Origin of the sequence: Pseudarthrobacter sp. CCNWLW207 (assembly GCF_037203945.1) — a bacterium.
Lineage (GTDB): Bacteria > Actinomycetota > Actinomycetes > Actinomycetales > Micrococcaceae > Arthrobacter.
The window spans coordinates 514827-537416 of the sequence record NZ_JBBCBS010000001.1; the positions used below are offsets into that span (position 1 = coordinate 514827).

A 22590-nucleotide genomic window follows, 5' to 3' on the forward strand; every position below is an offset into this window, starting at 1 on the left:
GCTATCCAAATGTTGCCTAGTTGTCTAGCATTAGCTGCAGAGTCAATCGACACGAGTGGATGCAGGTTCTGCCCTATGCGCTCCCCGAGCGCCTAGGATGACAAAAGTGCCTTTTCAACCGTAGGAGCCGCAGATGTACGTCGGACCAGGGGATGTCCTTCACCTGATCAGGTCAGGCAAGGCCCGAACCCGCGGGGACATCCAGGAAGAAACGGGCATGTCCCGCATGACGGTGGCCCAGCGCGTGGATGCCCTGCTCAAAGCTGAACTGATCCGCGAAGCCGGCACTGCACGGCCTTCCGGAGGCCGGCGGCCAACGGATCTGGCCTTCAACCTCCAGCACTCCTGCACCATCTCCGCCTCGGTGGAGACCACGTCCAGCCGGGTAGCGCTCACGGACCTCAGCGGAGCGATCATCGCCGACGAGCACTTGGACATCGCCGTCGATGACGGCCCCGAGAAAGTTTTGCACGCCATTACGGAAGCCGGACTGCTGCTTCTCCAGCGGTCCAGCACGCCCATGGCAAAAGTTTCAGGAATGGGCATCTCCATCCCCGGCCCGGTGGATCCCCACACGCTGCGGCCAAGCCAGCCGCCCATCATGCCCGGCTGGGACGCCTACCCCATTGTCGAGTTCATCCAGGACACCTTCCCCGTGCCGGTCCTGGTGGAGAACGACGCCGATGCGATGGCAGTTGGCGAATACAGCACGGGCTTTGCCGGGGTCCCTTCCCTGTGCCTGGTGAAGGTGTCCACCGGCATCGGCACAGGCCTGGTCATCGATGGCCAGGTCTATCAGGGCGTCGACGGTGGCGCCGGCGACATCGGCCACGTCCGCCACCCTGCCTTCGCGGGACTGCAGTGCCAGTGCGGCTCGTTTGGCTGCCTGGCCGCAGGGGCCAGCGGAGGCGCGATCGCGCGCAAGCTCGCGGAGATGGGCATCGATGCATCGTCCGGACGTGATGTGCGCCAGCAACTGTTGGCCGGCAACGTGGACACGATGCGCCTGACGCACGACGCCGGCCGGAGGCTTGGTGAAGTGATGGCCACCGTGGTGTGCCTGCTCAATCCGGCAGTCCTGCTGATCGCGGGCGATCTCGCGTCGTCCTCGTTGATCGGGGGCATCCGCGAGACGCTTTATCCCATGTCGCTCCCGCGAGCCACACGCCACCTGGACGTCCGGTTGGCGGCGCTGGGCGAAGACGCAGCAATCCGGGGGATGTCATCGCTGCTGGTGAACCAGGTCTTCTCGCCCGCTGCGGTCAACGCCCGCCTGGCCTGACAACGCCCACCTGGCCAGACAACGCCCACCTGGCCAGACAACGCCCACCTGGCCAGACAACGCCCGCCTCGCCTGACAGACTGGAACAGCCCCGGACGGCCGGCTTTACGCGCGGGCCCGCGGAGCCAGGACGTCGTTCAAGAATTCCAGGTGCGCCGGAGCGATTGGTGCGGTGTCACTGGCATACTCAGGGTTCTTGGTGATGAATTTTTTGATAAATGGGCAAACCGGCACGACCCGGAAGCCGGCGCTGACAGTCTCATCCAGCGCCGCGGTGGCGAGCTTGCCCGCTAGCCCCTGCCCGCCGTATTCCTCATTGATCACCGTGTGGTAGAAAATCCTCTGCGGTGAGCTGCCGCCGTCGTAATCCTTGTAGGCCGCCTTGCCGATGACGTTTCCGGCCACCAGCACTTCGAAGCGCTCGCGTTCAGGGTTGTGGCGGATGGTGGCGTCATTCACGGAGGTCTCCTCGGTTCGGTTTCTGATACAGCCTAACCTCGGCACGCGCGCCGTTATTTCACTAGCCGCCTAACAGGCCAGGTTCAGCGCGTCCACGGCGGCTTTGGCCATCTCGACGGCCTGCGGGTCGTCGAAGCCAATCAGGTCCGGCTTGGGAGCGCGTGCCACGGCCATGGCCACCTGGCGGGATCCGTCGGCGCTGATGAGTGCCAGCGCTGCATATCCCCGCACTACCCCTATGTGGCCGAAGTAGTCGTTATTGGAGCAGGAGTCGTACCGCCTGACCAGGCCAAGGCCGAACTCTTGATATTTGGGATGGTGCATCTCTTCCAAGGTTTGCCGCGTCACCAGGGTCCCTTTCTGCAGGGCAGCGAAATACGTGTTGAGTTCAGGGACGGTGGAAATCAAACCGGCGTCGGGGGAACCGCGGTGGAACGGACTGAGCGCGTTGTCCACCAGCTCTCCGCTTTCCGATTGTGTATAGCCGTGGACCAGCTGCCGCGGGCCAGGCTCATCACCGGTCATGAGGGTGTCCTGCAGCCCCAGCGGCTCTACGTTGTCTGCGCGGATGACCGTTCCAATGTCCTGGCCCCGCAGCTTCTCCACCAGGAGGGCAAGGGCCGAGTAGTTGGTGCCGGAGTAGCTGTAGAGGCTGCCTGACCCTCCGGTCCAGCGGGCGGTCGCAGCGGCACCGAGCCGCTCTTCAAGGCTCATGGGCTGGTCCCCTGCCTTACCCATCTGAAACAAGGCATACCAGTAGTCGGGCATCCCGGACCGGTGGCTGAGGAGGCTGCGAATCGTGATGGGTCCGGGCGGCTTGATGATGCTTTCGAAGTCCGGCAGGTACTCCTGGATGGCGTCATCCAGCTCGATTTCCCCCTCCTCCACCAGCTTCATGACCGACACCGCCACCATGGTCATGGTGATATCGCCAACGTGGATCTGGTCGGTCAACTGTACGGGTTCCCGGGTTTCCAGGTTTCGGACGCCGACGGCCGAGGACCACTCCCCAACCCTCGACTTGAGCTGGACGATGACGGCGGTGGCTCCCCCGGCGCGCACGTTCTCGCTGTAATCTTTCAGCACGGCGGCGAAGGCTGGCTCCGCTGGGGCCGTCGTCGTCGCTGTCGGGGATGCGGCGGTCGGCGAAGGCTGGTCAGGGGGATCCGGGGCGCCGGTGCAGCCTGCGAGGGAGGCCACCAGCACGGCCGCGGCCAGGGCTGACGCAAGCCGGGAGGACCCGAAAGCATGAACGGCAGCCTGCATCCCATGTCCCTTCAAGGGGGCCGGTCAACAGCTGGACTCCCAAGAGACCGCCAGCAGCACCGGCACCTCCGATATTCCTCAGGGCGCCAAAGACTGTCAAGGACGGTGCGGTACCCAGTGACTCAGCCCGCTCGGCCTTGTAGTGTCGAGGGCATCGCAGTGTCGAGGGCATCGCGCCCAAGCGAACAAGGAACTGACCCACGGACTTAGGAGAGAGCATGGCGGTCAACGACGACGAAGCAGTGGTTCTGGACCAGTGGACCCAGCGGCTGGCCCAGGCGCTGCAGATCCTGGACCTGGACGTGGACCAGGAGCTTCTCCTTGACCTGGCTCGGAAGTCTGCCGGTTCCGTGATCCACGCCGCGGCTCCGGTCACCACGTTCCTGGTGGGCTACGCGGCAGGGCTCGCAGCCGGCAACGGCAGCGCCGGTTCCAAGGAGGCGTCCTCCGCGGCAGTTTCGCAGGCGGCCGACGTCGCGTTCCGGCTGTGCGAGGACGGGCACGACGGCGGCCCGGCAGCCACGGGCTGGGCGGACACCGCGCAATAGCCGCAGCAGGGTTCCCGTCAACTGCCGTGGCCCGCATGAGCCGGTGCTGGCCGGCACCGCTTATGCGGCTACCGGCTCCCGCTATCCCGCCGCCGTGGGTTCCTCAACCAGCACGGGCACCGGCTCCAGCCGGACGATGACCGCCTTGGACACAGGCGTCTGGCTGCCCTCCGCCACACTCTCCAGCGGCACCAGGACATTGGCTTCGGGATAGTAGGCGGCAGCGCAGCCGAGGGCCGTGGGGTACGACACCACCCGGAAGTTTCGCAGCACTCGCTCCACGTTGTCGCGGTAAACGCCGTGGATATCCACATGCTGCCCGTCACTGAGGCCCAACTCGGCCAGGTCCTCGGGGCTGACGAACACCACTTCGCGGCCCTTCCGGATGCCACGGTAGCGGTCGTTGTGGCCATAGATGGTGGTGTTGAACTGGTCGTGTGAGCGCATGCTCTGCAGGATCAGCGTCCCGGCGGGCCGCTCCACATGCTCAAGTTCGTTGACCGTCAGCACCGCCTTGCCGGTGGGGGTGTTGAACGTCCGAGAGTCCCGGGGCCCGTTGGGCAGCACAAAGCCGCCTTTCTGCCGGATCTTCCGGTTGTAGTCATCGCAGCCCACCACCACGTGGGAGATGTGGTCACGGATGAGGTCATAGTTTCTTTCGAAACCGCCCCAGTCGGCGTGGACCGAATCTCCCACTACGTGCCGGGCAAGCCTGCTGACGATAGCCACCTCGGACAGCAGGCCGGGCGCTACGGGGTCCACCGTTCCGTGTGAGGCGTGCACGGCGCAAACAGTGTCCTCCACCGAAACGAACTGTGGCCCGGATTCCTGGAGGTCGATTTCCGTGCGGCCCAAGGTGGGCAGGATCAGCGCTTCGGCGCCGGTAACGGTGTGTGAGCGGTTGAGCTTGGTGGAAATCTGCACCGAAAGCTCGGTGTTTTCCATCGCCGCAAACGCGGCGTGTGTGTCCGAAATGGCCCCTACGAAGTTGCCGCCGAGCCCCACAAAAACCCGGATGCCGCCGTCGCGCATTTGCCGGATGGTTTCGACGGCGTCCACGCCGTGCTCGCGGGGCGGATCGAAGTTGAATTCCTTGCCCAGCGAGTCCAGGAAGGCCGGCGGCATCTGCTCCCAGATGCCCATGGTCCGGTCGCCTTGGACATTGCTGTGGCCTCGGATGGGCGAGGCGCCGGCGCCCGGCTTGCCGATGTTGCCGCGGAGCAGCAGCAGGTTGATGATCTCCTTGATGGTGGCCACGCCCTTTTTGTGCTGCGTGATGCCCATGGCCCAGGTGATGATCACCTTGTCCGCCCTCAGGTAGCGGTCCGCAAGCTCGTCGATCTCCTCGGTCCGCAGCCCGGTGGCCTCAAGGACCGCGGCTTCGTCCAGGTGGGCGAGATGGGTCCGCAGTTCCTCCAGCCCCTCGCAGTGCTTCTGGAGAAACTGATGGTCGAGGATGGTGCCTGGGGCTGTGGCCTCGGCGTCCAGCACCCGCTTCGAAACGGCTTGCAGGAGTGCCATGTCGCCGCCGATCCGGACCTGCATAAACTGGTCCGCCAAATCTGTGCCGCGTCCCACGATGCCCTTGACCGTCTGCGGGTTCTTGTAGCGCATCAGGCCGGCCTCCGGCAGCGGGTTCACCGCGACGATGCTGGCCCCGGCCTCTTTGGCTTCCTCCAGCGCGGTGAGCATCCGCGGGTGGTTGGTCCCCGGATTCTGGCCCATGATGACAATCAGGTCCGCCTTGGCGAAGTCATCGTAGGAGATGGTGGCTTTGCCGATGCCGATGGTCTGGCCCATCGCCCAGCCTGAGGATTCATGGCACATGTTGGAACAGTCCGGCAGGTTGTTGGTGCCGTAGGCGCGGACGAACAGCTGGTAGAGGAATGCGGCCTCGTTGGAGGTCCTGCCGCTGGTGTAAAACGTGGCCTGGTCCGGGGAAGTGAGGCCCTTGAGCTTGTCCGAGACGATGCTGAACGCCTGTTCCCAGCTGACGGGGCGGTAGTGGTCCTCCCCCGCGGGCTTGTAGACGGGTTCCGTGAGGCGCCCCTGCATCCCCAACCAGTATTCGGAGCGTTCGCGGAGCTCGCTGACGGGGTGCTCCGCCCAGAAATCGGAACCGATCACCACGGGCGTCGCTTCCCAGGTGACGGCCTTGGCGCCGTTCTCGCAGAACTCAAAGGTCTTGCGGTGCCCGGGGTCCGGCCAGGCGCAGCTCATGCAGTCGAAGCCGTCTTTCTGGTTCAGCGCCAGCAGCGTCTTTGCTGCCCGGCCCGCGCCCATGTGCTTCAAGGCCGGCTGCATGGAGTGGTACACGCCTGGAACGCCCGCCGCCCACGTCTTAGGATGCCCGCTGACCTCGATCTCGGACTCGTCGGCCTCTTCCACCTTGGGGTTCTTGCGCGTCACGCTGCACTCTCCTTGTTCCTGCGGAGACCGAAACGCGCCGGCTGCATCAGCGGAACGGTCACTTTCCACAGTTGTTCAGGGGCCCCCGGAAGTCAAGGACGGTGGCCGGTTCAGGGCCGGGCGGCAACCGGCTCAAGTACAAGCACGGACGACGGCGGCGCCCACCTCGCGTAGGCTGGTCACCACGGCTGAAGCAACCGGCCGCAGGACCCACCTTCCGGAGCTGCAACATGTCCGAGAATCCTGCGCTGCGTGCGCTCGCCTCCTCTGTTTTTTCACTGCCCCAACTGCGCGACGGCCAACTCGCGGGTATGGCCGCACTGGCTGACGGCCGTGATGTCCTCGCCGTGATGCCCACCGGCTATGGCAAGTCCGCCATTTACCAGGTTGGAGCCGTCCACTTGCACCGCCGGACGGGACGCCCCGCCGTCGTGGTTTCACCCCTGATAGCCCTCCAGGAGGACCAGATCGATGGTCTCGCCGAGGTGCTGGGACCGGACGCCGCCGTCGCCATCAATTCCGCCCATTCCGGGGCGGAACTGGAAGATGCCTGGCAAAAAGTGGAGGCAGGCACTGCAATCTTCCTGTTCCTGGCCCCGGAGCAGCTGGCAAAAAAGGAAACGGTGGAGCGGCTCGCCGCCCTGCACCCCACTCTGCTGGTGGTGGACGAGGCACATTGTGTCTCCTCCTGGGGCCACGATTTCCGTCCCGATTACCTCACCCTGGGCACGGTCAGGGAGCAGCTGGGCAACCCGCCGGTTGCCGCACTGACAGCCACGGCTTCGCCGCCGGTGCGGGAGGAAGTTGTGGAGCGGCTGGGGATGAAGGATCCGCTGGTCCTGGTCCACGGCTTTGACCGGCCCAACATCAGCCTGGAAGTGGTCCGGCACCATGAGGCAAAGGAAAAGCGCCGCGCTGTAGTGGAGCAGGTCTGCGCGCTGGCCGAGGGAAACGGCGGTGCCGTCCGGAGGGGGCTGCTGTACGCCGCCAAACGCAAGGACACAGAGAAGTATGCGGCCGAGCTGACTTCGCGCGGACTCCGCGCCGAGGCCTATCATGCCGGCCGCTCCGCCGCCGACCGCGAGCGTATCCTTGGGCTGTTCATGGACGACCGGCTGGACACTGTGGTGGCCACTACCGCGTTCGGGATGGGGATTGATAAGCCCAACGTCCGGTTCGTCATCCACGCCGACATTCCCGAATCGCTCGATGCCTACTACCAGGAGGTGGGGCGTTCCGGGCGGGACGGCGAGCCTGCGGTTGCTGTCCTGCACTACCGGGCCGAGGACCTGGGCCTGCGGAAGTTCTTCGGCACGCACTCCCCGGACCCGGATTCGCTGTTGGCCCTGCTCAAGGTGCTCCGGTCGGCGGACGGCCCTGTTTTTGCGTCGTCCCTGGCAGAACTCACGGACCTGTTGCCCCGGCGCGTGAGGGGCCTGCTGAACCTGCTGCACGAGGCCGGGGCGGTGACTTCAGGCAAACGGGGTGTGCGCCTCACCTCGAAAGCCAAGCTGTCCGCGCTGGTGCGGGACGCCGTCGGGCTCGCCGAAGCCCGCCAACGCGTGGACCAGTCACGGCTCAACATGATGCGCGCCTACGCCGAAACGGACGGCTGCCGCCGGCAATTCCTGCTGGGCTACTTCGGCGAGCACCTTCCGCAGCCGTGCGGCAACTGCGATGCCTGTGCGGAGGCAGCACGGCAGTCCGCCCCGGCTGGGCAGGAGCACCCGGGCGTGGACCACGACGGCGGCCCTGCCGGCCAAGAGCAGGCTGTTCCGTTCCCGCTCCAGTCCACAGTCACCCACAAGTCCTGGGGGCCTGGCCTGGTGATGCGCTATGAGGACGATGTGATCACGGTCCTGTTTGAGCGGGAGGGCTACAAGACGCTTTCACGGAAGGCTGTCCTGAAGCGGAAACTGCTGAAGCCTGCTTAGGTAGGCTGGAGGGAGACTCCGACGAAAGGCCCGCCACGTGGAAGTTCCCTCCATTGTCTGGACCCTGACCATCGCAGGAATTGTTGGCCTTCTGGCCTTCGATTTCTTCTTCCATGTCCGAAAGGCCCACACCCCGTCGTTGAAGGAATCGGCCATCTGGTCCTCCATCTACGTGGGAATCGCGCTCCTCTTTGGCCTTGGCGTGCTGATGTTTGGCGGCACCACCATGGGCACCGAATACTTCGCGGGCTATGTCACGGAGAAGGCGCTGTCCGTGGACAACCTCTTTGTGTTCCTCATCATCATGGCCAGCTTCCGGGTGCCCCGGGCGGACCAGCAAAAGGTGCTGTTGTTCGGCATCGTCTTTTCGCTCATTGCCCGCACGGCCTTCATCTTCCTCGGCGCCGCCCTGATCAACAGCTTCGCGTGGGTGTTCTACATCTTCGGGCTCATCCTCCTGATCACCGCCGGCAACCTGCTCAGGCCCAATGTCCACGACGAAGAATCCGAAGGCCTGGTGGTCAGGCTCGCCAAGAAGTACCTCCCGGCGTCGGCACATTACGACGGCGACAAACTGTTCACCATGGAGGACGGCAAACGCGTCCTGACACCGATGCTCCTGGTGATGGTGGCCATTGGCGGCACCGACATCCTGTTCGCCCTGGACTCCATCCCCGCAATTTTCGGCCTGACCCAGAATGTGTACATCGTCTTTACTGCCACTGCGTTCTCACTGATGGGCCTGCGCCAGCTGTTCTTCCTTATTGACGGCCTGCTGGACCGCCTGATTTTCCTCTCCTACGGGTTGGCAGCCATCCTGGGCTTCATCGGCGTGAAACTGATCCTGCACGCCTTGCATGAGAACACCCTGCCCTTCGTCAACGACGGCCAGCACGTCAATGTGGTGGAAGTCAGCACGGCAGTTTCCCTCACGGTGATCCTGGGCGTCCTGGTGGTCACCATCCTCGCGTCCATCTTCAGTCCCAAGGGCAAAGCCAAGAACGCGGTGTCCGGCGCCAAGCGGCACGCCACCGAATACCTGGACCTCACCTACGAAACGGACATGGCGGAGCGGGACAAGATCTTCGCCCGGATGGTCCGCGAGGAAGACCAGATCCGCAAGCTTCCCGAGAAGTACAAGCGGCTCATCCGCAACGAGACCGAGTTCCTAACGCTGTTGCGCAACGCCCACACCGAGCACGACAAGGCCCAGGTCCGGGCGGACGCCGAGGGCTGACCGGAGACCCCGCCACCCCCTTCCTTGCCGTCCGGACCAAATTGTCAGTCCCTCTTGCTAGATTCAAATAAAGGCCAGGGGAACCGTCCTCAGGCCAGGCCAGTCAATGGGGAGGCCCCATGTTCCTGCTCGATCCTGCCACCCTTGATCCCGGCGCGGCGCCTGACCTGGTGTTTTCCGCCAGCGACCTCGTGGCCGCCAGCGAGTGTGAGTACCGGACGCTCCGGGTCCTGGACGAGAAACTGGGCCGCTCCCCCAAGGCCGAATTTCCCGACGACGAGATGCAACGCCGCGCCGGCGCCCTGGGCGACAAGCACGAGGCGAAGGTGTTGGCGGGCCTGATCGCGCAGTACGGCCAGTGGGATGCCAGCCGCGGTGCCGGTGTGTATTCGATCGAGCGTGGCGAAAACGCCCGTGCAGACCTCGTAGCCAAGCAGGCGGAAACCGAGCTGGCGCTGCGGGCAGGGGCGGACGTGGTCTTCCAGGCAACTTTCTTCGACGGCGAATTCCTCGGCTACGCGGACTTCATCGTCAACGAGGCCGCCGGCACCGGAAGTCCGGGACGGTACGAGGTCTGGGACACCAAGCTGGCCCGGCACGCCAAGGTGGGCGCCCTCCTGCAACTGGCTGCCTATGGCGACCAGCTGATCGGGATGGGGCTGGACCCCTCCCCCAAGGTCACCCTGGTGCTGGGCGCCGTGGTGGACGGCGACTACGTGCGCAGCGTCCATTCCCTGCCAGACCTGCTGCCGGTCTTCCGCGAGCGCCGCGATCGCTTCCGTTCCCTGACCGCTTCCCACCGCGGAGGCGACGGCCCCGTGGAGTGGCTGCAGCCCGGCATCACCTGTTGCGGGCGGTGCAACTATTGCGCCGAGCAGGTCAAGGCTCACCGGGACCTCTTGATGGTGGGCGGGATGTCCACCCTCCGCCGGAAGAAGCTTCGTGCCGAGGGAATCACCACCATTGATGCCCTGGCGGACCTTCCGCCGGAGCAGGCAACCGGTTCACTGGCGCGGCTCCGCGACCAAGCCAGGATGCAGTTGGGCCGGGACGTTCCGCACGGCTCGCGGACGTTCATCAAGGACGGCGAGGACCACACGGTCACGTTCAAGGTGCTGCCGGAGAACGCACTGGACACCATCCCCGCGCCCAGCCCTGGCGACATCTTCTTTGACTTCGAGGGTGATCCGCTCTGGCAGGACCCGGCCACCAGCCAGTGGGGACTCGAGTACCTGTTCGGCGTGATTGAGTCCCCGGATGCCGCCGCTGATACCGCTGATAAGCCGGTATTCCGTCCGTTCTGGGCGCATTCCCGCTCTGAAGAACGGCAGGCTTTCCTGGACTTCCTGGCCTACGTGGAGGAACGTCGTTCCCGGTACCCGGACATGCATGTCTACCACTACGCCGCGTATGAAAAGTCTGCGCTCCGGAACCTGTCCGTGACCCACCTGGCGGGCGAGGAGATCGTAGACGACTGGCTCCGGGAAGGTGTATTGGTGGACCTCTACGCCACGGCCCGGCACTCCCTCCGGATCTCCGAGCCCTCTTACTCCATCAAGAAACTTGAGCCGCTCTATATGGGCGACAACCTTCGCTCAGGCGACGTGAAGGATGCAGGTGCCTCCGTGGTGGCCTACGCCGCCTACTGCGCGGCGCGGGACGACGGCGATGCCGCCGGCGCCCAGGAAGTCCTGGCCTCAATTTCTGACTACAACGAATACGACTGCCTCTCCACCCTCCGCCTCCGCGATTGGCTGCTGCAGCTGCGGAGTTCGGCTTCCGGGGCCCCATCAGGGGAGCCCGCGGCGGCAGCAACGCTCGACTCCGGGGGGCAGCTGCCGCTGCTGCGGGAGCTTCCGGAGGACGTGCCGGAAGTGGAACCAACGCCCGAGGAGCTCCGGCTCCGGGAGTATCTGGCCGGACTCCCCGATACCAGGCCCTGGACCGACGATGAGCGTGCCATCGCCATGGTGGCCGCCGCCACCGGCTACCACAGGCGTGAACGGAAGCAGTTCTGGTGGGAGCACTTCGACCGCACGGAATCCGAAATCGACCACTGGTCCGAGCACCGCAACGTGTTTGTGGTGGACTCCGCCGAAGTGGTGGCGGACTGGGTCCTTGCCAAGCCCACAGTGCGGATGCGCACCCGTGTCCTGAGGCTCTGCGGAACCATGAGTGAGGGCTCGGACTTCAAACCCGGCAGCACGTGGTGCCGGCTCTACGATTCACCAGTGCCAGACGGACTGGAGGATCCGCAGGGAAACCTGCTGGCGCGTGGCTTTAGCTTCGGCACCCTGGTCACCGCCGTAGCGGACCACCCGGACATTCCGGGCAAAACCCTCATCACCATCGAGGAAAAGGAGACCGGCAAGGTCCCTGCGTACCCGCACTTCCCGGTGGCCCTGACGGAGGATAAGCCCGTCCCCACACTGAACATAGAGGCCGCCTTGGCGGAGCTGGCCCAGTCCGTGGGGGCCTCGGTGCCACGGTTGCCGGAGCATCCGGGTGTGGACATCCTGCGCAAGGCACCGCCGCGGTTCCGCTCGCTCTCCTCCCCCGCCGCCGTCGGGAAGGACAGCTCCGGCGCGGCGGACTATGCCACGGCCATTACCGCCTCGCTGCAGGACCTTGACCGCTCTTACCTCGCCGTCCAGGGTCCTCCGGGAACCGGCAAGACCTACGTCGGCTCCCATGTCATCGCCCGGCTGGTGCAGGAGGGCTGGAAAATCGGCGTTGTCGCCCAGTCCCACGCTGTTGTGGAGAACATGCTCTGCACAGCCATCAAAACCGCCGGAGTTGCCCCTGACCGGGTGGCCAAGAAACTCGCCTCGGATCACGACGTGCCCTGGCACCACACTAAGGAAGCCGATGTCGCCGCCCTGCTTGCTTCGCACGGCGGATGCCTGGTGGGCGGTACCGCGTGGACCATGACCGGCAAGACAGTTCCGGCCGGGTCCCTGGACCTGCTGGTCATTGACGAAGCAGGGCAGTTCTCGCTGGCCAACACCTTGGCTGTGGCACGTTCCGCTCAACGCCTGCTGCTCCTGGGGGACCCGCAACAGCTCCCGCAGGTTACCCAGGGCTCGCACCCGGAACCCGTGGACGAGTCTGCGCTCGGCTGGCTGGCTGCCGGGCACGCCACGCTCCCCGCGGAGCTGGGCTATTTCCTGGCGGACAGTTGGCGAATGCACCCCGAACTGTGCCGCGCAGTGTCAGTACTGAGCTACGACGCCAAGCTCGAATCCGCACCGGCGGCCACACTCCGGAGCCTGGCCGAGGTGGCTCCCGGAGTGGAAACGGTGTTCGTAGATCACAGCGGCAACACCACCTCGTCCGCCGAAGAGGCCGCCGAAGTGGCCAGGCAGGCGCGGCGGCACATCGGGCTGAAGTGGATTTCCGGCGGCGACCAGCCTGCCCGGCCGCTGGCAGCCGAAGACATCCTCGTGGTAGCCGCCTACAACGCCCAGGTCCAGCTGATCCGCCACACGCTCCAACAGGCGGGCCTGGAAGGCGTTCGGGTGGGAACCGTGGACAAGTTCCAAGGGCAGGAGGCTCCCGTTGTCCTGGTGTCCATGGCCTGCTCCGCTGTTGCCGAAGCCCCTCGCGGCGCCGAATTCCTGTTGAACCGGAACAGGATCAACGTGGCAGTTTCCCGCGGCCAGTGGCGGGCAGTGATTGTCCGTTCCCCCGAACTCACCAACTACATGCCCCGGAAACCAGAGGTGCTGGAGCAACTCGGAGCGTTCATCGGCCTAAGCCCCAGGACCAGTGTCGTCCGGCCGGGCGAAAAGTAAAACGCGCCGGTCAACAAAACGCCCCGGTCAGCGGGCCTTGAAACCCCGGAAGGCACCCTCGGCCGCGGACAGGGTATCTTCAACCCTTTCCACCCTGCCGGGGGTGTTGTCCGACTTCAGCCAGTCGAGCAACTCCTCCACCCGGGCTGGTGGTCCCTCGGCAATCACCGAGACCGAGCCGTCGTCGAGGTTTTTCACCAACCCCGTCAGGCCCAACTCCTCCGCCTTCCCCATCGTCCAAAAGCGGAATCCGACGCCCTGCACCGCGCCGAAGACGCGAGCGGAAAGCCGGATGTCGCCGTCTTCCGGCCCTGCCCAGTCCGGTCCTGATGGATCCCGCCCAGCGGAGTGCCTCCCGGAATGCCGCCCTTCGGAAGCTGCCATGGCGTCAGGACTGCTTGACCAGCGCCGCTTCGACGTTGATCCTGACTTTGTCGCTCACCAGGAGACCGCCCGTTTCCAGGACCGCGTTCCACGTCAGGCCGAACTCCTTGCGGCTGATCTCGGCCTCTGCGGAGAAGCCGGCGCGGGTGGCTCCAAAGGGATCAACGGCCACGCCGGTAAATTCAACTTCGAGTTCGATGGGTTTGGTGATGCCGCGGATGGTGAGGTCGCCGGTGAGCGTGTAGTCCTCGCCGTCGCCTTCTGCTGAGGTGGCCCGGAAAGTCATCTCGGGGAAGTTCTCCACGTCGAAAAAATCCGGGCCCTTCACGTGGCCGTCCCGATTGGGGTCGCCGGAATCGAAGCTCGCTGTCTTAACGGTGGCGTGGAGCGAGGCGTCGGCCAGGGACTGGCCGATCCTGGCCTCGGCGCTGGCGTCCGTGAAGCGGCCACGGACTTTGCTGATGCCCGCGTGGCGGACCGTAAAGCCGATCTCGCTGTGGGACATGTCCAATGTCCAGACGCCCGGCGTGATTCCTGAGGGAAGAGTCATTTCCGCATCTCCTAGGTGGGTGGAAACCGGTCACAGCGACCAAAACCCACAGTGCGTCACTACGCAGTTTTTGTCCAGAGAGAGTCACCCCAACTAGGTAGCAGCAGATGTCGTTTTGGCGCCTCATAACGACACTTACTGCTACTTAGTTGGGGCGCCCACGGAGGATCCGCAGGCCGCCCCCCTACTGGACAAAAACTCCCCGGCGCAGTCAGTTGATGACGATATCCCTGGTGCGGTGATCGTAGCGGATGGTGACAGTGCCGCCGTTGTGGTGCAGTTCGTGGTTGGGGCCATCGAAGGTGCCGAACGCGCCGTAGTTCTCTTCCCAGGAACGGTTCAACGCGATCTTGAAGGTGTAGTAGCCAGCAGGCAGTTCGGCACTGATAACCCACTGCTGGGCGACGAAATCGAACGTCATCTGGGCTTCGTCGTACTGCGGCGCCCAGTCCTCGGGAGCGCCCAGGAGCGTGTTGAAGTCACCCGCCACTGCCACGGCCTCGGGCTGCGGGAAGGTTTCCACATCCGGTCCTTCAAGCGATTCCGCCACAGCCGCTTCCGACTTCGTCTTCGTCCTGGGAGCAGCCTTCCGCGTACGGACAGCCTTGACCACCGGCTCCACGGCCTCTTCGATAATCTTGGCGGCCTTGCCGACAGCCTCGGCAGCCTTCTTCGCCGGCGCCTTCTTGGCAGGGGCCTTCTTGGCGGGAGCCTTCTTGGCGACCTCATCGCCGGCTGCGGAGTCCTTGACCACGGCGCTCTTGCGGGTAGTCCTGGCCGCGGCAACCTTGGCGGGGGCGGCAACAGGCGCAACCGGAACCGGGGTGTCGGCGGGGACGGGAGTTCCGGCGTCGAGCGCCGAGGCAAACGAGTCTGCGTCAGGGAAAGCCACTGTGGCCCGCATCCCGTCCTCGGTGATGGTCCAACCGGAGCGGCCCTTGACCAGCCAGCCGGCTTTGACCAGCTTGGCGGTAGCGGACGTGAGGGTCTTGTGTCCGCGGGGGATCCCGCCGCTGAGAAGCTCGGCCTCGTGCGGGCTGAACGGTACGCGGGCGGTGGCTTCTGCGAGCACGCCTCCTGCGTTCAGAGCATCGCCGGTCCACGTGCCTTCCGTCAGGACATCCAGCACGGACTTGAGTCGAAGGTTGGTGTTTTCTGTAGTGGACTTGGCCATGGTTCCCCTTTGTAAAGCGATCGGTCAATAGGCATCTTGCCAATAGCCTGTTAAATCGCACGACTTGAATTGGTTAACTCTGCGTGTCGTGACCGACTATGACGCGTGTAACACCGGAAGTGAGGCGGGAGTCTCGGGTTTGGGGCTGTTTACTCAACCCCGGGGCGCTGAAATGGCTTCCGCCGGTCCCCGCCCAGACACGCTTTGCGGCACTAGTTTAGCTGCTGGTACCCCCGGTTGCGTTCAGGGCTTTGGGCTACGCCCGGTTCAGTTCGTCCAGCAGCTCCGCTTTGCGCTCCTCCGAGGCAAAGGACGAGTGGATGGAGTTGGCGGCCAGCCGGGAACGGTCAAAGTCGGAAAGCCCTAAGGCAGTTTCGAGCTGGGCGAAGTTGTCGTCCACGTAGCCGCCGAAATACGCCGGATCATCCGAATTCACTGAGACGTTGAGCCCGGCTGCCAGCATGGCGGGCAGCGGGTGGTCCGCCAGCGTATCCACTGCGCGCAACCGGACGTTGGACAGTGGGCAGACTGTCAGCGGAATCCGGTCTGCTACAAGGCGCTCCACCAGGTCGGGATCCTCCATGCACCGGATCCCATGGTCGATCCGCTCCACGCCAAGGATGTCCAGCGCCTCGATGATGTACGACGCCGGTCCCTCCTCGCCCGCGTGGGCGGTCAGCCGCAGGCCCGCTTCCCGGGCTTTGGCGAAGAGGCGTTCAAATTTCGACGGCGGATTGCCCACCTCGGCCGAGTCCAGGCCGATCGCGCCGATCGGGGCGTTCATGGCCAACAATCCATCCAGGACTTCAAGCGCGGATTCCTCGGAGAGGTCGCGAAGGAACGCGGCGATCAGCATGGTGGAGATGCCGAAGTCCTTCACCGAGGTCGCCAAGGCGGAGGCCACTCCGTTGACACAGGTTTCCAGGCTGATGCCGCGGGACAGGTGGGCCTGCGGGTCCATCATGATCTCGGCGTGCCGGACACCGGCGGCCGCAGCCCGGGCCAGGTATTCGCGGGTCATATCGGCGAAGTCCTGTTCCGTCTGCAGCACCGCCATGTTGGCGTAGTACAGGTCCAGGAAAGACTGAAGGTCGGTGAACTCGTACAGTCCACGAAGCTCGTCAAGCCCCGAATATGGGAGGGAGATGCCGTTGCGCTCCGCCAACTCAAAGATCAGCTCCGGCTGCAGGGTTCCCTCGATGTGCAGGTGCAGTTCCGCGACAGGCAGGATCCTCACAACCGCTTCGGTCCCGGCCAGCTCGGTGTCTGGAAGGTCCGACGCCGGAACTTCCGGTTCGGCGAAAGGAGTGGCGGCTGTGTCCCGGTAATTGTCCATCGGGTCAGGATATCGCCCACCGGCCGGTTCGCGGCTAGAGTCGGATCAATGCGGAACCCTCAGCAGGCTGACGATATTTCCCTTCCCACTCCTGACCATCTTTCGGACGGCTTTGTGCGGGTCCGGGGCGCGCGCGAGAACAACCTGCAGAACGTGGACGTGGATGTGCCGCGGGACTCCATCGTGGCGTTCACGGGGGTCTCCGGTTCGGGTAAGTCGTCACTGGCTTTTGGCACCATATATGCCGAAGCCCAGCGGCGCTACTTCGAATCAGTGGCACCGTACGCACGCCGCCTTATCCAGCAGGGCCACAATCCCAAGGTGGAGATGATCTCCGGGCTGCCGCCCGCCGTCGCGCTTCAACAGCGGCGCGGCGCGCCCAGCAGCCGCTCCACGGTGGGCACGGTGACCACGCTCTCCAACTCGCTCCGTATGCTTTTTTCACGGGCCGGGACCTATCCGGCGGGCGCCGAGCCATTGGACTCCGACGCCTTTTCGCCGAACACCGCCGCCGGAGCTTGCCCCGAATGCCACGGACTGGGCGTCGCCCATACGGTGACCGAGGAATCCCTGGTCCCGGACTCCACCTTGACCATCCGGGAAGGTGCCATCGCGGCTTGGCCGGGAGCGTGGCAGGGAAAAAACCTCCGCGATATCCTCAGCCATCTCGGCTACGACGTGGACGTGCCCTGGCGGAAGATGCCCAGGAAGCAACGCGACTGGATACTGTTCACCGATGAACAGCCCGTCGTGGAAGTCACCCCCGAGCGGGACCGGGTGGCCAAGCCCTACAAGGGGCGCTTCTGGAGCGCCAAAAGCTACGTCCTGCACACCTTGGCGGACTCCCAGAGCACCGCTATGCGCGAGCGCGTCCTGGCGTTTATGGAGTCCGGGCCGTGTCCGCGTTGCGGCGGCACCGGGCTCCGGACTGAAGCCCTCGCCGTATCCTTCGCGGGCCGAAACATCGCAGAATTCAACGCAACGCCGATGGCCGAGTTGGCCGAGATCCTCCGTCCGACCGCCGTTTTGAAGGACGCCGGAACTGCCTCCCGCCGGCAATCCTCCGGCGAGGAAAACGAGGTGGCGGTAGCCATCACCGCTGACCTCCTGCAGCGCATCACCGTGCTGCTGGAGCTGGGCTTGGGATACCTGGCCCTGGGCCGCGGCACTCCCACCCTCTCGCCCGGCGAGATGCAGCGGCTGAGGATCGCTACGCAGCTGCGTTCCGGACTGTTCGGCGTGATCTACGTGCTGGACGAGCCGTCGGCCGGCCTCCATCCGGCAGACGCGGAGCCGCTCCTGGCGGTATTGGACCAGCTCAAGGCGTCCGGGAACTCGGTTTTCGTGGTGGAGCACAACATGGACGTGGTCCGCCGGGCAGACTGGCTCGTGGACGTTGGACCCCGCGCGGGGGAAGGCGGCGGCGAGGTGCTTTACAGCGGTCCCGTTGCCGGGCTCGCGGCCATCGAAGAATCGGTTACCCGGCCGTTCCTGTTCGACGGCGGCGGGGCCCGCAGCGGGTCCGGCGGCGGTTCGCCCGACGGCGGCACTTTTGGACGCAGCAAGTCCGACGGCGGCGGCGCGCCACGGACGGGCGATGGCCGGAAGCCCGATGGCTGGCTGGAGCTGGCCGGCATCAGTCGGCACAACCTCAAGGATCTCGATGCGCGGTTCCCGTTGGGCGTCTTGACGGCAGTCACAGGAGTATCCGGTTCAGGCAAGTCCACCTTGGTGAGCCACGTCCTTGGGGAGGTGGTGGGATCTGGACTGAGGACCCATCAGGCGGGACAACCGGCAAAAGCTACGCAGACGGAAGGCCCGGACGATGAGGGACCTGCTACGCCGTTGTCGGTGGGCCTTGTCAGCGGCACCGACCGGATCGACAGGCTGGTCACTGTGGACCAGAAGCCCATCGGGCGCACACCCCGCTCCAACCTCGCCACGTATACCGGGCTGTTCGACGCCGTGCGTAAAGAGTTCGCCGCCACGGAGCAGGCCCGGGCCCGCGGTTTCGGCGCCGGGAGGTTCTCCTTCAATGTGGCCGGCGGCCGCTGCGAAACCTGCCAGGGCGAGGGCTTTGTTGCAGTGGAACTGCTCTTCCTCCCGGGCAGCTACGGCCCGTGCCCGGAGTGCGGCGGTTCCCGCTACAACCCGGAAACCCTGGAGGTGACGTACCGGGGGAAGAACGTGGCCGAGGTGCTCCGCCTGACGGTGGACGCTGCTGCAGCGTTCCTGGCCGATGTTCCCGCCGCGGCCCGCAGCTTGAAGAGCCTTAGGGACGTCGGCCTGGGCTACCTCCGCCTGGGCCAGCCGGCCACTGAACTCTCCGGCGGCGAGGCCCAGCGCATCAAGCTGGCCACCGAGCTCCAGCGCGCAAAGAAGGGCCACACCCTCTACCTTCTGGACGAGCCCACTACCGGGCTCCACCCCGCCGATGTCCAACTGCTCATGGCCCAACTCCACGGGCTGGTGGACAGCGGCAACACCGTGGTGGTAGTGGAACACGAGATGGCTGTCGTAGCTGGGGCGGACTGGGTCATCGACCTGGGCCCATCCGGCGGGGACGCCGGCGGCAGGATCGTCGCCGCCGGAACCGTTGCCGACGTCGCGCGTTCCCCGCACAGCCGTACTGCCGCTTACCTGGCCGCGGCACTTCCCCAACCGACCACCAGCCAACTCCCAGAAGGCATCTCGGTTTGATAACGGCACCGTGATGTCCTAGCGTGAAAGACAAGCCCGCCAAACGGGCGACAGGAATGCCCGGTGCTGCCTCCACCAGAACTGCCCGGCCGGCAGACACCGAAAATGACCTCTATTCGTCAGGGGCGGGCAGTGGCGCAACGACCTCCGGGGACGGATCGAGCGCAGGTGGCCTTCAGGAGCATCACCACATGAAAAACACCACCTTCCGTACTGCCGCACGCCGTGGAGTCACCCTTGCCGCCGTCTCAGCAGCAGGGCTTGCACTCTCCGCAACAGCCGCTAACGCGGCCACCAGCACATCAACATGGGACGCCCTGGCGCAGTGTGAGAGCGGCGGCAACTGGTCCACCAACACCGGCAACGGCTACACAGGCGGCCTGCAGTTCAGCGCCAGCACGTGGGCAGCCTACGGCGGCACAGGCTCGGCTGCAGACGCCAGCCGTGAGCAGCAGATCGCCGTGGCCGAACAAGTGCAAGCATCCCAGGGCTGGGGTGCGTGGCCGTCCTGCGCCTCCCAGCTTGGCCTGAGCGGTGGAGGCGGCGCCACTGCTCCCCAGAGCGTGCCGGTCCAGAGCGTGCCGGTCGAGAGCGTGCCGGTCGAGACGGCACCGCCCCAAAACGTCCCCGTTCAGACCGCGCCACTGGCAGCGCCGACTGACACGGTGCAGGCAGCCCAGCACGTCGCGCCCGTGGCGTTGAGCGGCGAAACCTACACACTAGAGGCGGGCGATACCCTCAGCATCGCAGCCGAAAAGCTGGGCATCGATGGCGGTTGGCAGAGCCTGGCCGACGCCAACACGGACACCGTCGCTGATCCTGACCTCGTGTTTGAGGGCCAGGTCCTGCAGCTTCCAGCCTAGGCTGCCAGGAACCCCGGCTTTCTATCCGGGAATAACGACGCCGGAGCTCCCCCCAGCGGGGAACTCCGGCGTCGTTGTGTGTCTTGAGCTTGTGGACCGGCTGCTGCGGTTACGCTACGGCCGGGATTTCGCGGATGATGCGCACTTTCCAGGCGGCGTCATCGCTGGTATCCAGGAGGGCCACCGTGCCGTGGGCCACGTTCAGTGCCACACGCTTGGCTGCGAGCAGTTCGAGGTAAAGGTGCTCGTTCATACGGCTGGGCGTGTCGATCATGTACTTCACAGCGTCACGGACTTTGCGGTAATTCGCGCTCCGTTCGCGGTGCAGGTGCAGTTCGAGGCTCTGGCGCTGGCGGACTTTGGGTTCGTGCTTGTTGAGCCAGGACACAGCCGCGTGGACGCCGATGACGAGGGCAAGGGAGACACCGTAGATCCACCAGCCGCTGGTCAGGAGGAACAGCGGCAGGTTTCCGATGGCCACAATCGCGATGATGACGCGAAGGGCGGCGATCTTACGGAGGGTCAGGGCCACGGACGCCAAGGCGGCGCGGAAGCCGTGCTGGTCCTTGCGGGCCGTGGCGGGGTCGATTATGAACTCATCAAGGACCAGGATGCCATTGGCCTCCGGACTCAGCATCTGCCCGAACTTAGGCGTGAAAGGCTGTGCAGTTCCGGGGGTTATTTCAGGTGTAGTTGTCATGTAAAGGCTTCCGGGACGCTGGGGTGTTTCGGTGATCTTAGTGGTAAGGCCTACCTGCTGTATGCATCGGTCCACTATGTGAACATTCTCCGGCTTTCCCCTGTGGCGGCCGGCACTGCAATTGGCACTTGGGCCGCATGCCGTCAGACTGAAGGGATGCAAACCTTCCTTCCGTACCCCGATTTCCGGCAGAGCGCCGCAGCACTGGACACTGCCAGGCTCGGCAAGCAGCGCGTCGAAGCGCTGCAGACCCTTCGGGCGCTGGTCATCCCTGAGTACGGCTGGCAGACCCACCCGGCCGTCCGGATGTGGATGGGCTACGTTCCAGCACTGACCATGTACGGCTTGGCCATGGTTGACGAGTGGACTGAACGTGGCCACCCGGACAACACCCGCGCCAACATCACCGAGTTCGCTCCGCAGGCAGCCCACCCCGACTACGCCGCCAAAATCCCCATGCCGCCATGGCTGGGAAATTCGGATTTCCACCTGAGCCACCGGTCAAAGCTCCTCCGCAAGGAACCCAAGTTCTACAAGTCTGTGTTCCCTGACGCCATACCGGACATTGACTACATCTGGCCCGAGCCCAAGCATGAGTTCCTGCCCGAGGACCCCGAAGGCGACATCCTGTGGATCCTGCGCTCACCGCATGCAGAATTCAGCCCGGAGACACTAAACACCGTGGCCCTGCCGCCGGTCCGCCGCGCCATTGCTGCCGCCGAGCAGGACGATTACTCCCCCGTTTATGCGGACGACGGGTCGCGCCGTCCCTCCAAGCAGCCCCGGAAGCTTCCGCCCAAGGCGAAGATCAAGAAGCCCACGAGGAAGCGCCAGGCCCAGGAGGAAGCGTTTGCCACCCTCCCTGGCAAAACCGTTGTGGCGGTCTCGTTCGAGGACGGCGCCAAGTTCGCTGTAGGCCAGGTCCTGGGCCGGCCCATCACGCTCGACGACGGCCGCTTTGGCCGGAACTTCAGCGTCACCGAGGTGATCGACCGCTCCGCCTTCGACTACCCGGCACTCCTGCAGGATCCCCGGGTCTTCTTCCCGGTCCCCGCTCCCTGACCGCATGACCATCCTCCTGGCCGGCTGCGGCGATCTGGGCACGGAAGCGGGCCTGCGCTTCGCTGCGGCAGGACACCGCGTAGTGGGTTGGCGACGCTCGCCGGAAAAACTTCCCGCAGAAATCGAAGGCGTCGCAGCGGACCTGTCAGCCGCGGCCCTTCCCGCTTTCCCGGCCGGAATTGCCGCCGTCGTGATTGCAGTGGCAGCCGATTCACCCACGGAAGCGGCCTACCGGGCAGCGTACGTGGACGGGCTTTCCCACGTTTTGGACGCCTTGGACCGCGACGGCGTGACACCACGTCGCGTCCTCTTTGTTTCCTCCACTGCCGTCTATGGGGACGCGGGCGGTGGCTGGGTTGATGAAAGTACGACGGCGGCACCTGGTGGTTTCTCCGGGCGCATCATCCGCGAGGCTGAGGAACTCCTGCTTTCGCGGTTGCGCGGCACCGGATGCGTACCGGTGGTCCTGCGGCTCGGTGGAATCTACGGGCCCGGGCGGACCCGGCTTATCGACCAGGTCCGTAACGGAGCGGCGGTCGCTCCAGATGAGCCGCGGTACACCAACAGGATTCATCGGGACGACGCAGCGGCGGCCATCGTCCATCTATGCACCATGGAGTCCATGCCTGCTCCGGTATATGTTGGCGTGGACAATGAGCCGGCCGACCTCGGCGACGTGCTGGGCTTCCTGGCCTCCGAGATGGGCTATGCCGAACCGCCGATCGGCCCTGCTGGGGAGGCCCGCGGTGGCAACAAGCGGTGCAGCAATGCGTTGCTCCGGAGCACCGGATTCGAGTTCGCCTACCCGTCATTCCGCGAGGGCTACCGCGACATCCTTGCCGGTAAAGGCGCCCGTCACCCCTAGCTTCCTGTGCGCGAACGTACACTTGGG

General features: G+C 65.1%; 17 protein-coding genes. 9 read left to right on the top strand and 8 right to left on the bottom strand.

Annotated elements, in window-relative coordinates:
* The first annotated feature begins 133 nt into the window (after nucleotides 1–133).
* Entirely contained in the window at nucleotides 134–1282 is a 1149-nt protein-coding gene (locus V9L17_RS02310) for an ROK family transcriptional regulator (RefSeq protein WP_337350316.1), read from the top strand.
* A 105-nt stretch (nucleotides 1283–1387) separates the two neighbouring features.
* On the opposite strand, the gene V9L17_RS02315 is transcribed toward V9L17_RS02310, so the two are convergent.
* Both V9L17_RS02315 and V9L17_RS02320 read right to left on the bottom strand, forming a co-directional pair.
* A complete protein-coding gene (locus V9L17_RS02315) occupies nucleotides 1388–1741 on the bottom strand; it encodes a GNAT family N-acetyltransferase (protein WP_337350317.1) in 354 nt (117 codons plus the stop codon).
* A 69-nt stretch (nucleotides 1742–1810) separates the two neighbouring features.
* Nucleotides 1811–3007, bottom strand: coding sequence for a serine hydrolase domain-containing protein (locus V9L17_RS02320; protein ID WP_337350318.1), 1197 nt, complete (start codon nucleotides 3005–3007; stop codon nucleotides 1811–1813).
* Nucleotides 3008–3225: 218 nt separating this feature from the next.
* Between V9L17_RS02320 and V9L17_RS02325 the strand changes: the two genes are divergently transcribed.
* Entirely contained in the window at nucleotides 3226–3555 is a 330-nt protein-coding gene (locus V9L17_RS02325) for a DUF6457 domain-containing protein (RefSeq protein ID WP_337350319.1), read from the top strand.
* 81 nt (nucleotides 3556–3636) lie between these two features.
* Here V9L17_RS02325 and V9L17_RS02330 read toward each other — a convergent pair whose 3' ends face one another.
* Nucleotides 3637–5964: an FdhF/YdeP family oxidoreductase gene (locus V9L17_RS02330; RefSeq protein WP_337350320.1), complete on the bottom strand. Its 2328-nt coding sequence runs from the start codon at nucleotides 5962–5964 to the stop codon at nucleotides 3637–3639.
* A gap of 230 nt (nucleotides 5965–6194) precedes the next feature.
* On the opposite strand from V9L17_RS02330, the gene V9L17_RS02335 reads away from it, so the two are divergent.
* The 3 genes from V9L17_RS02335 (at nucleotide 6195) to V9L17_RS02345 (ending at nucleotide 12929) form a co-directional block, all read left to right on the top strand.
* Nucleotides 6195–7898 (top strand): RecQ family ATP-dependent DNA helicase, encoded by a 1704-nt coding sequence (locus V9L17_RS02335; protein WP_337350321.1) that lies wholly within the window; start codon nucleotides 6195–6197, stop codon nucleotides 7896–7898.
* A 37-nt stretch (nucleotides 7899–7935) separates the two neighbouring features.
* Complete coding sequence (locus V9L17_RS02340; protein ID WP_337346424.1) at nucleotides 7936–9135, top strand: TerC family protein; 1200 nt, start codon at nucleotides 7936–7938, stop codon at nucleotides 9133–9135.
* Between the two features lie 119 nt (nucleotides 9136–9254).
* Nucleotides 9255–12929, top strand: coding sequence for a TM0106 family RecB-like putative nuclease (locus V9L17_RS02345; protein WP_337350322.1), 3675 nt, complete (start codon nucleotides 9255–9257; stop codon nucleotides 12927–12929).
* Nucleotides 12930–12956: 27 nt separating this feature from the next.
* On the opposite strand, the gene V9L17_RS02350 is transcribed toward V9L17_RS02345, so the two are convergent.
* The 4 genes from V9L17_RS02350 to V9L17_RS02365 all read right to left on the bottom strand — a co-directional run bounded on the left by V9L17_RS02350 (nucleotide 12957) and on the right by V9L17_RS02365 (nucleotide 16373).
* Entirely contained in the window at nucleotides 12957–13313 is a 357-nt protein-coding gene (locus V9L17_RS02350; RefSeq protein ID WP_337350323.1) for an acylphosphatase, read from the bottom strand.
* Nucleotides 13314–13317: 4 nt separating this feature from the next.
* Nucleotides 13318–13863 carry a YceI family protein gene (locus V9L17_RS02355; RefSeq protein WP_337350324.1) on the bottom strand — a complete coding sequence of 182 codons (546 nt, stop codon included), beginning with the start codon at nucleotides 13861–13863 and terminating at the stop codon, nucleotides 13318–13320.
* Between the two features lie 211 nt (nucleotides 13864–14074).
* Nucleotides 14075–15037, bottom strand: coding sequence for a pullulanase X25 domain-containing protein (locus V9L17_RS02360; RefSeq protein ID WP_337350325.1), 963 nt, complete (start codon nucleotides 15035–15037; stop codon nucleotides 14075–14077).
* A gap of 256 nt (nucleotides 15038–15293) precedes the next feature.
* Entirely contained in the window at nucleotides 15294–16373 is a 1080-nt protein-coding gene (locus V9L17_RS02365) for an adenosine deaminase (protein ID WP_337350326.1), read from the bottom strand.
* Nucleotides 16374–16421: 48 nt separating this feature from the next.
* On the opposite strand from V9L17_RS02365, the gene V9L17_RS02370 reads away from it, so the two are divergent.
* Complete coding sequence (locus V9L17_RS02370) at nucleotides 16422–19073, top strand: excinuclease ABC subunit UvrA (RefSeq protein WP_337350327.1); 2652 nt, start codon at nucleotides 16422–16424, stop codon at nucleotides 19071–19073.
* Nucleotides 19074–19264: 191 nt separating this feature from the next.
* Nucleotides 19265–19936, top strand: a complete 672-nt coding sequence (locus V9L17_RS02375) for a transglycosylase family protein (protein WP_337350328.1) — start codon at nucleotides 19265–19267, stop codon at nucleotides 19934–19936.
* 109 nt (nucleotides 19937–20045) lie between these two features.
* On the opposite strand, the gene V9L17_RS02380 is transcribed toward V9L17_RS02375, so the two are convergent.
* The gene (locus tag V9L17_RS02380; protein WP_443197965.1) at nucleotides 20046–20573 is read right to left on the bottom strand and encodes a hypothetical protein; all 528 of its coding nucleotides are present in this window, start codon (nucleotides 20571–20573) and stop codon (nucleotides 20046–20048) included.
* A gap of 219 nt (nucleotides 20574–20792) precedes the next feature.
* Between V9L17_RS02380 and V9L17_RS02385 the strand changes: the two genes are divergently transcribed.
* Entirely contained in the window at nucleotides 20793–21698 is a 906-nt protein-coding gene (locus V9L17_RS02385; RefSeq protein ID WP_337350330.1) for an MSMEG_6728 family protein, read from the top strand.
* Nucleotides 21699–21702: 4 nt separating this feature from the next.
* The gene (locus tag V9L17_RS02390) at nucleotides 21703–22563 is read left to right on the top strand and encodes an SDR family oxidoreductase (RefSeq protein WP_337350331.1); all 861 of its coding nucleotides are present in this window, start codon (nucleotides 21703–21705) and stop codon (nucleotides 22561–22563) included.
* Nucleotides 22564–22590: the final 27 nt, after the last annotated feature.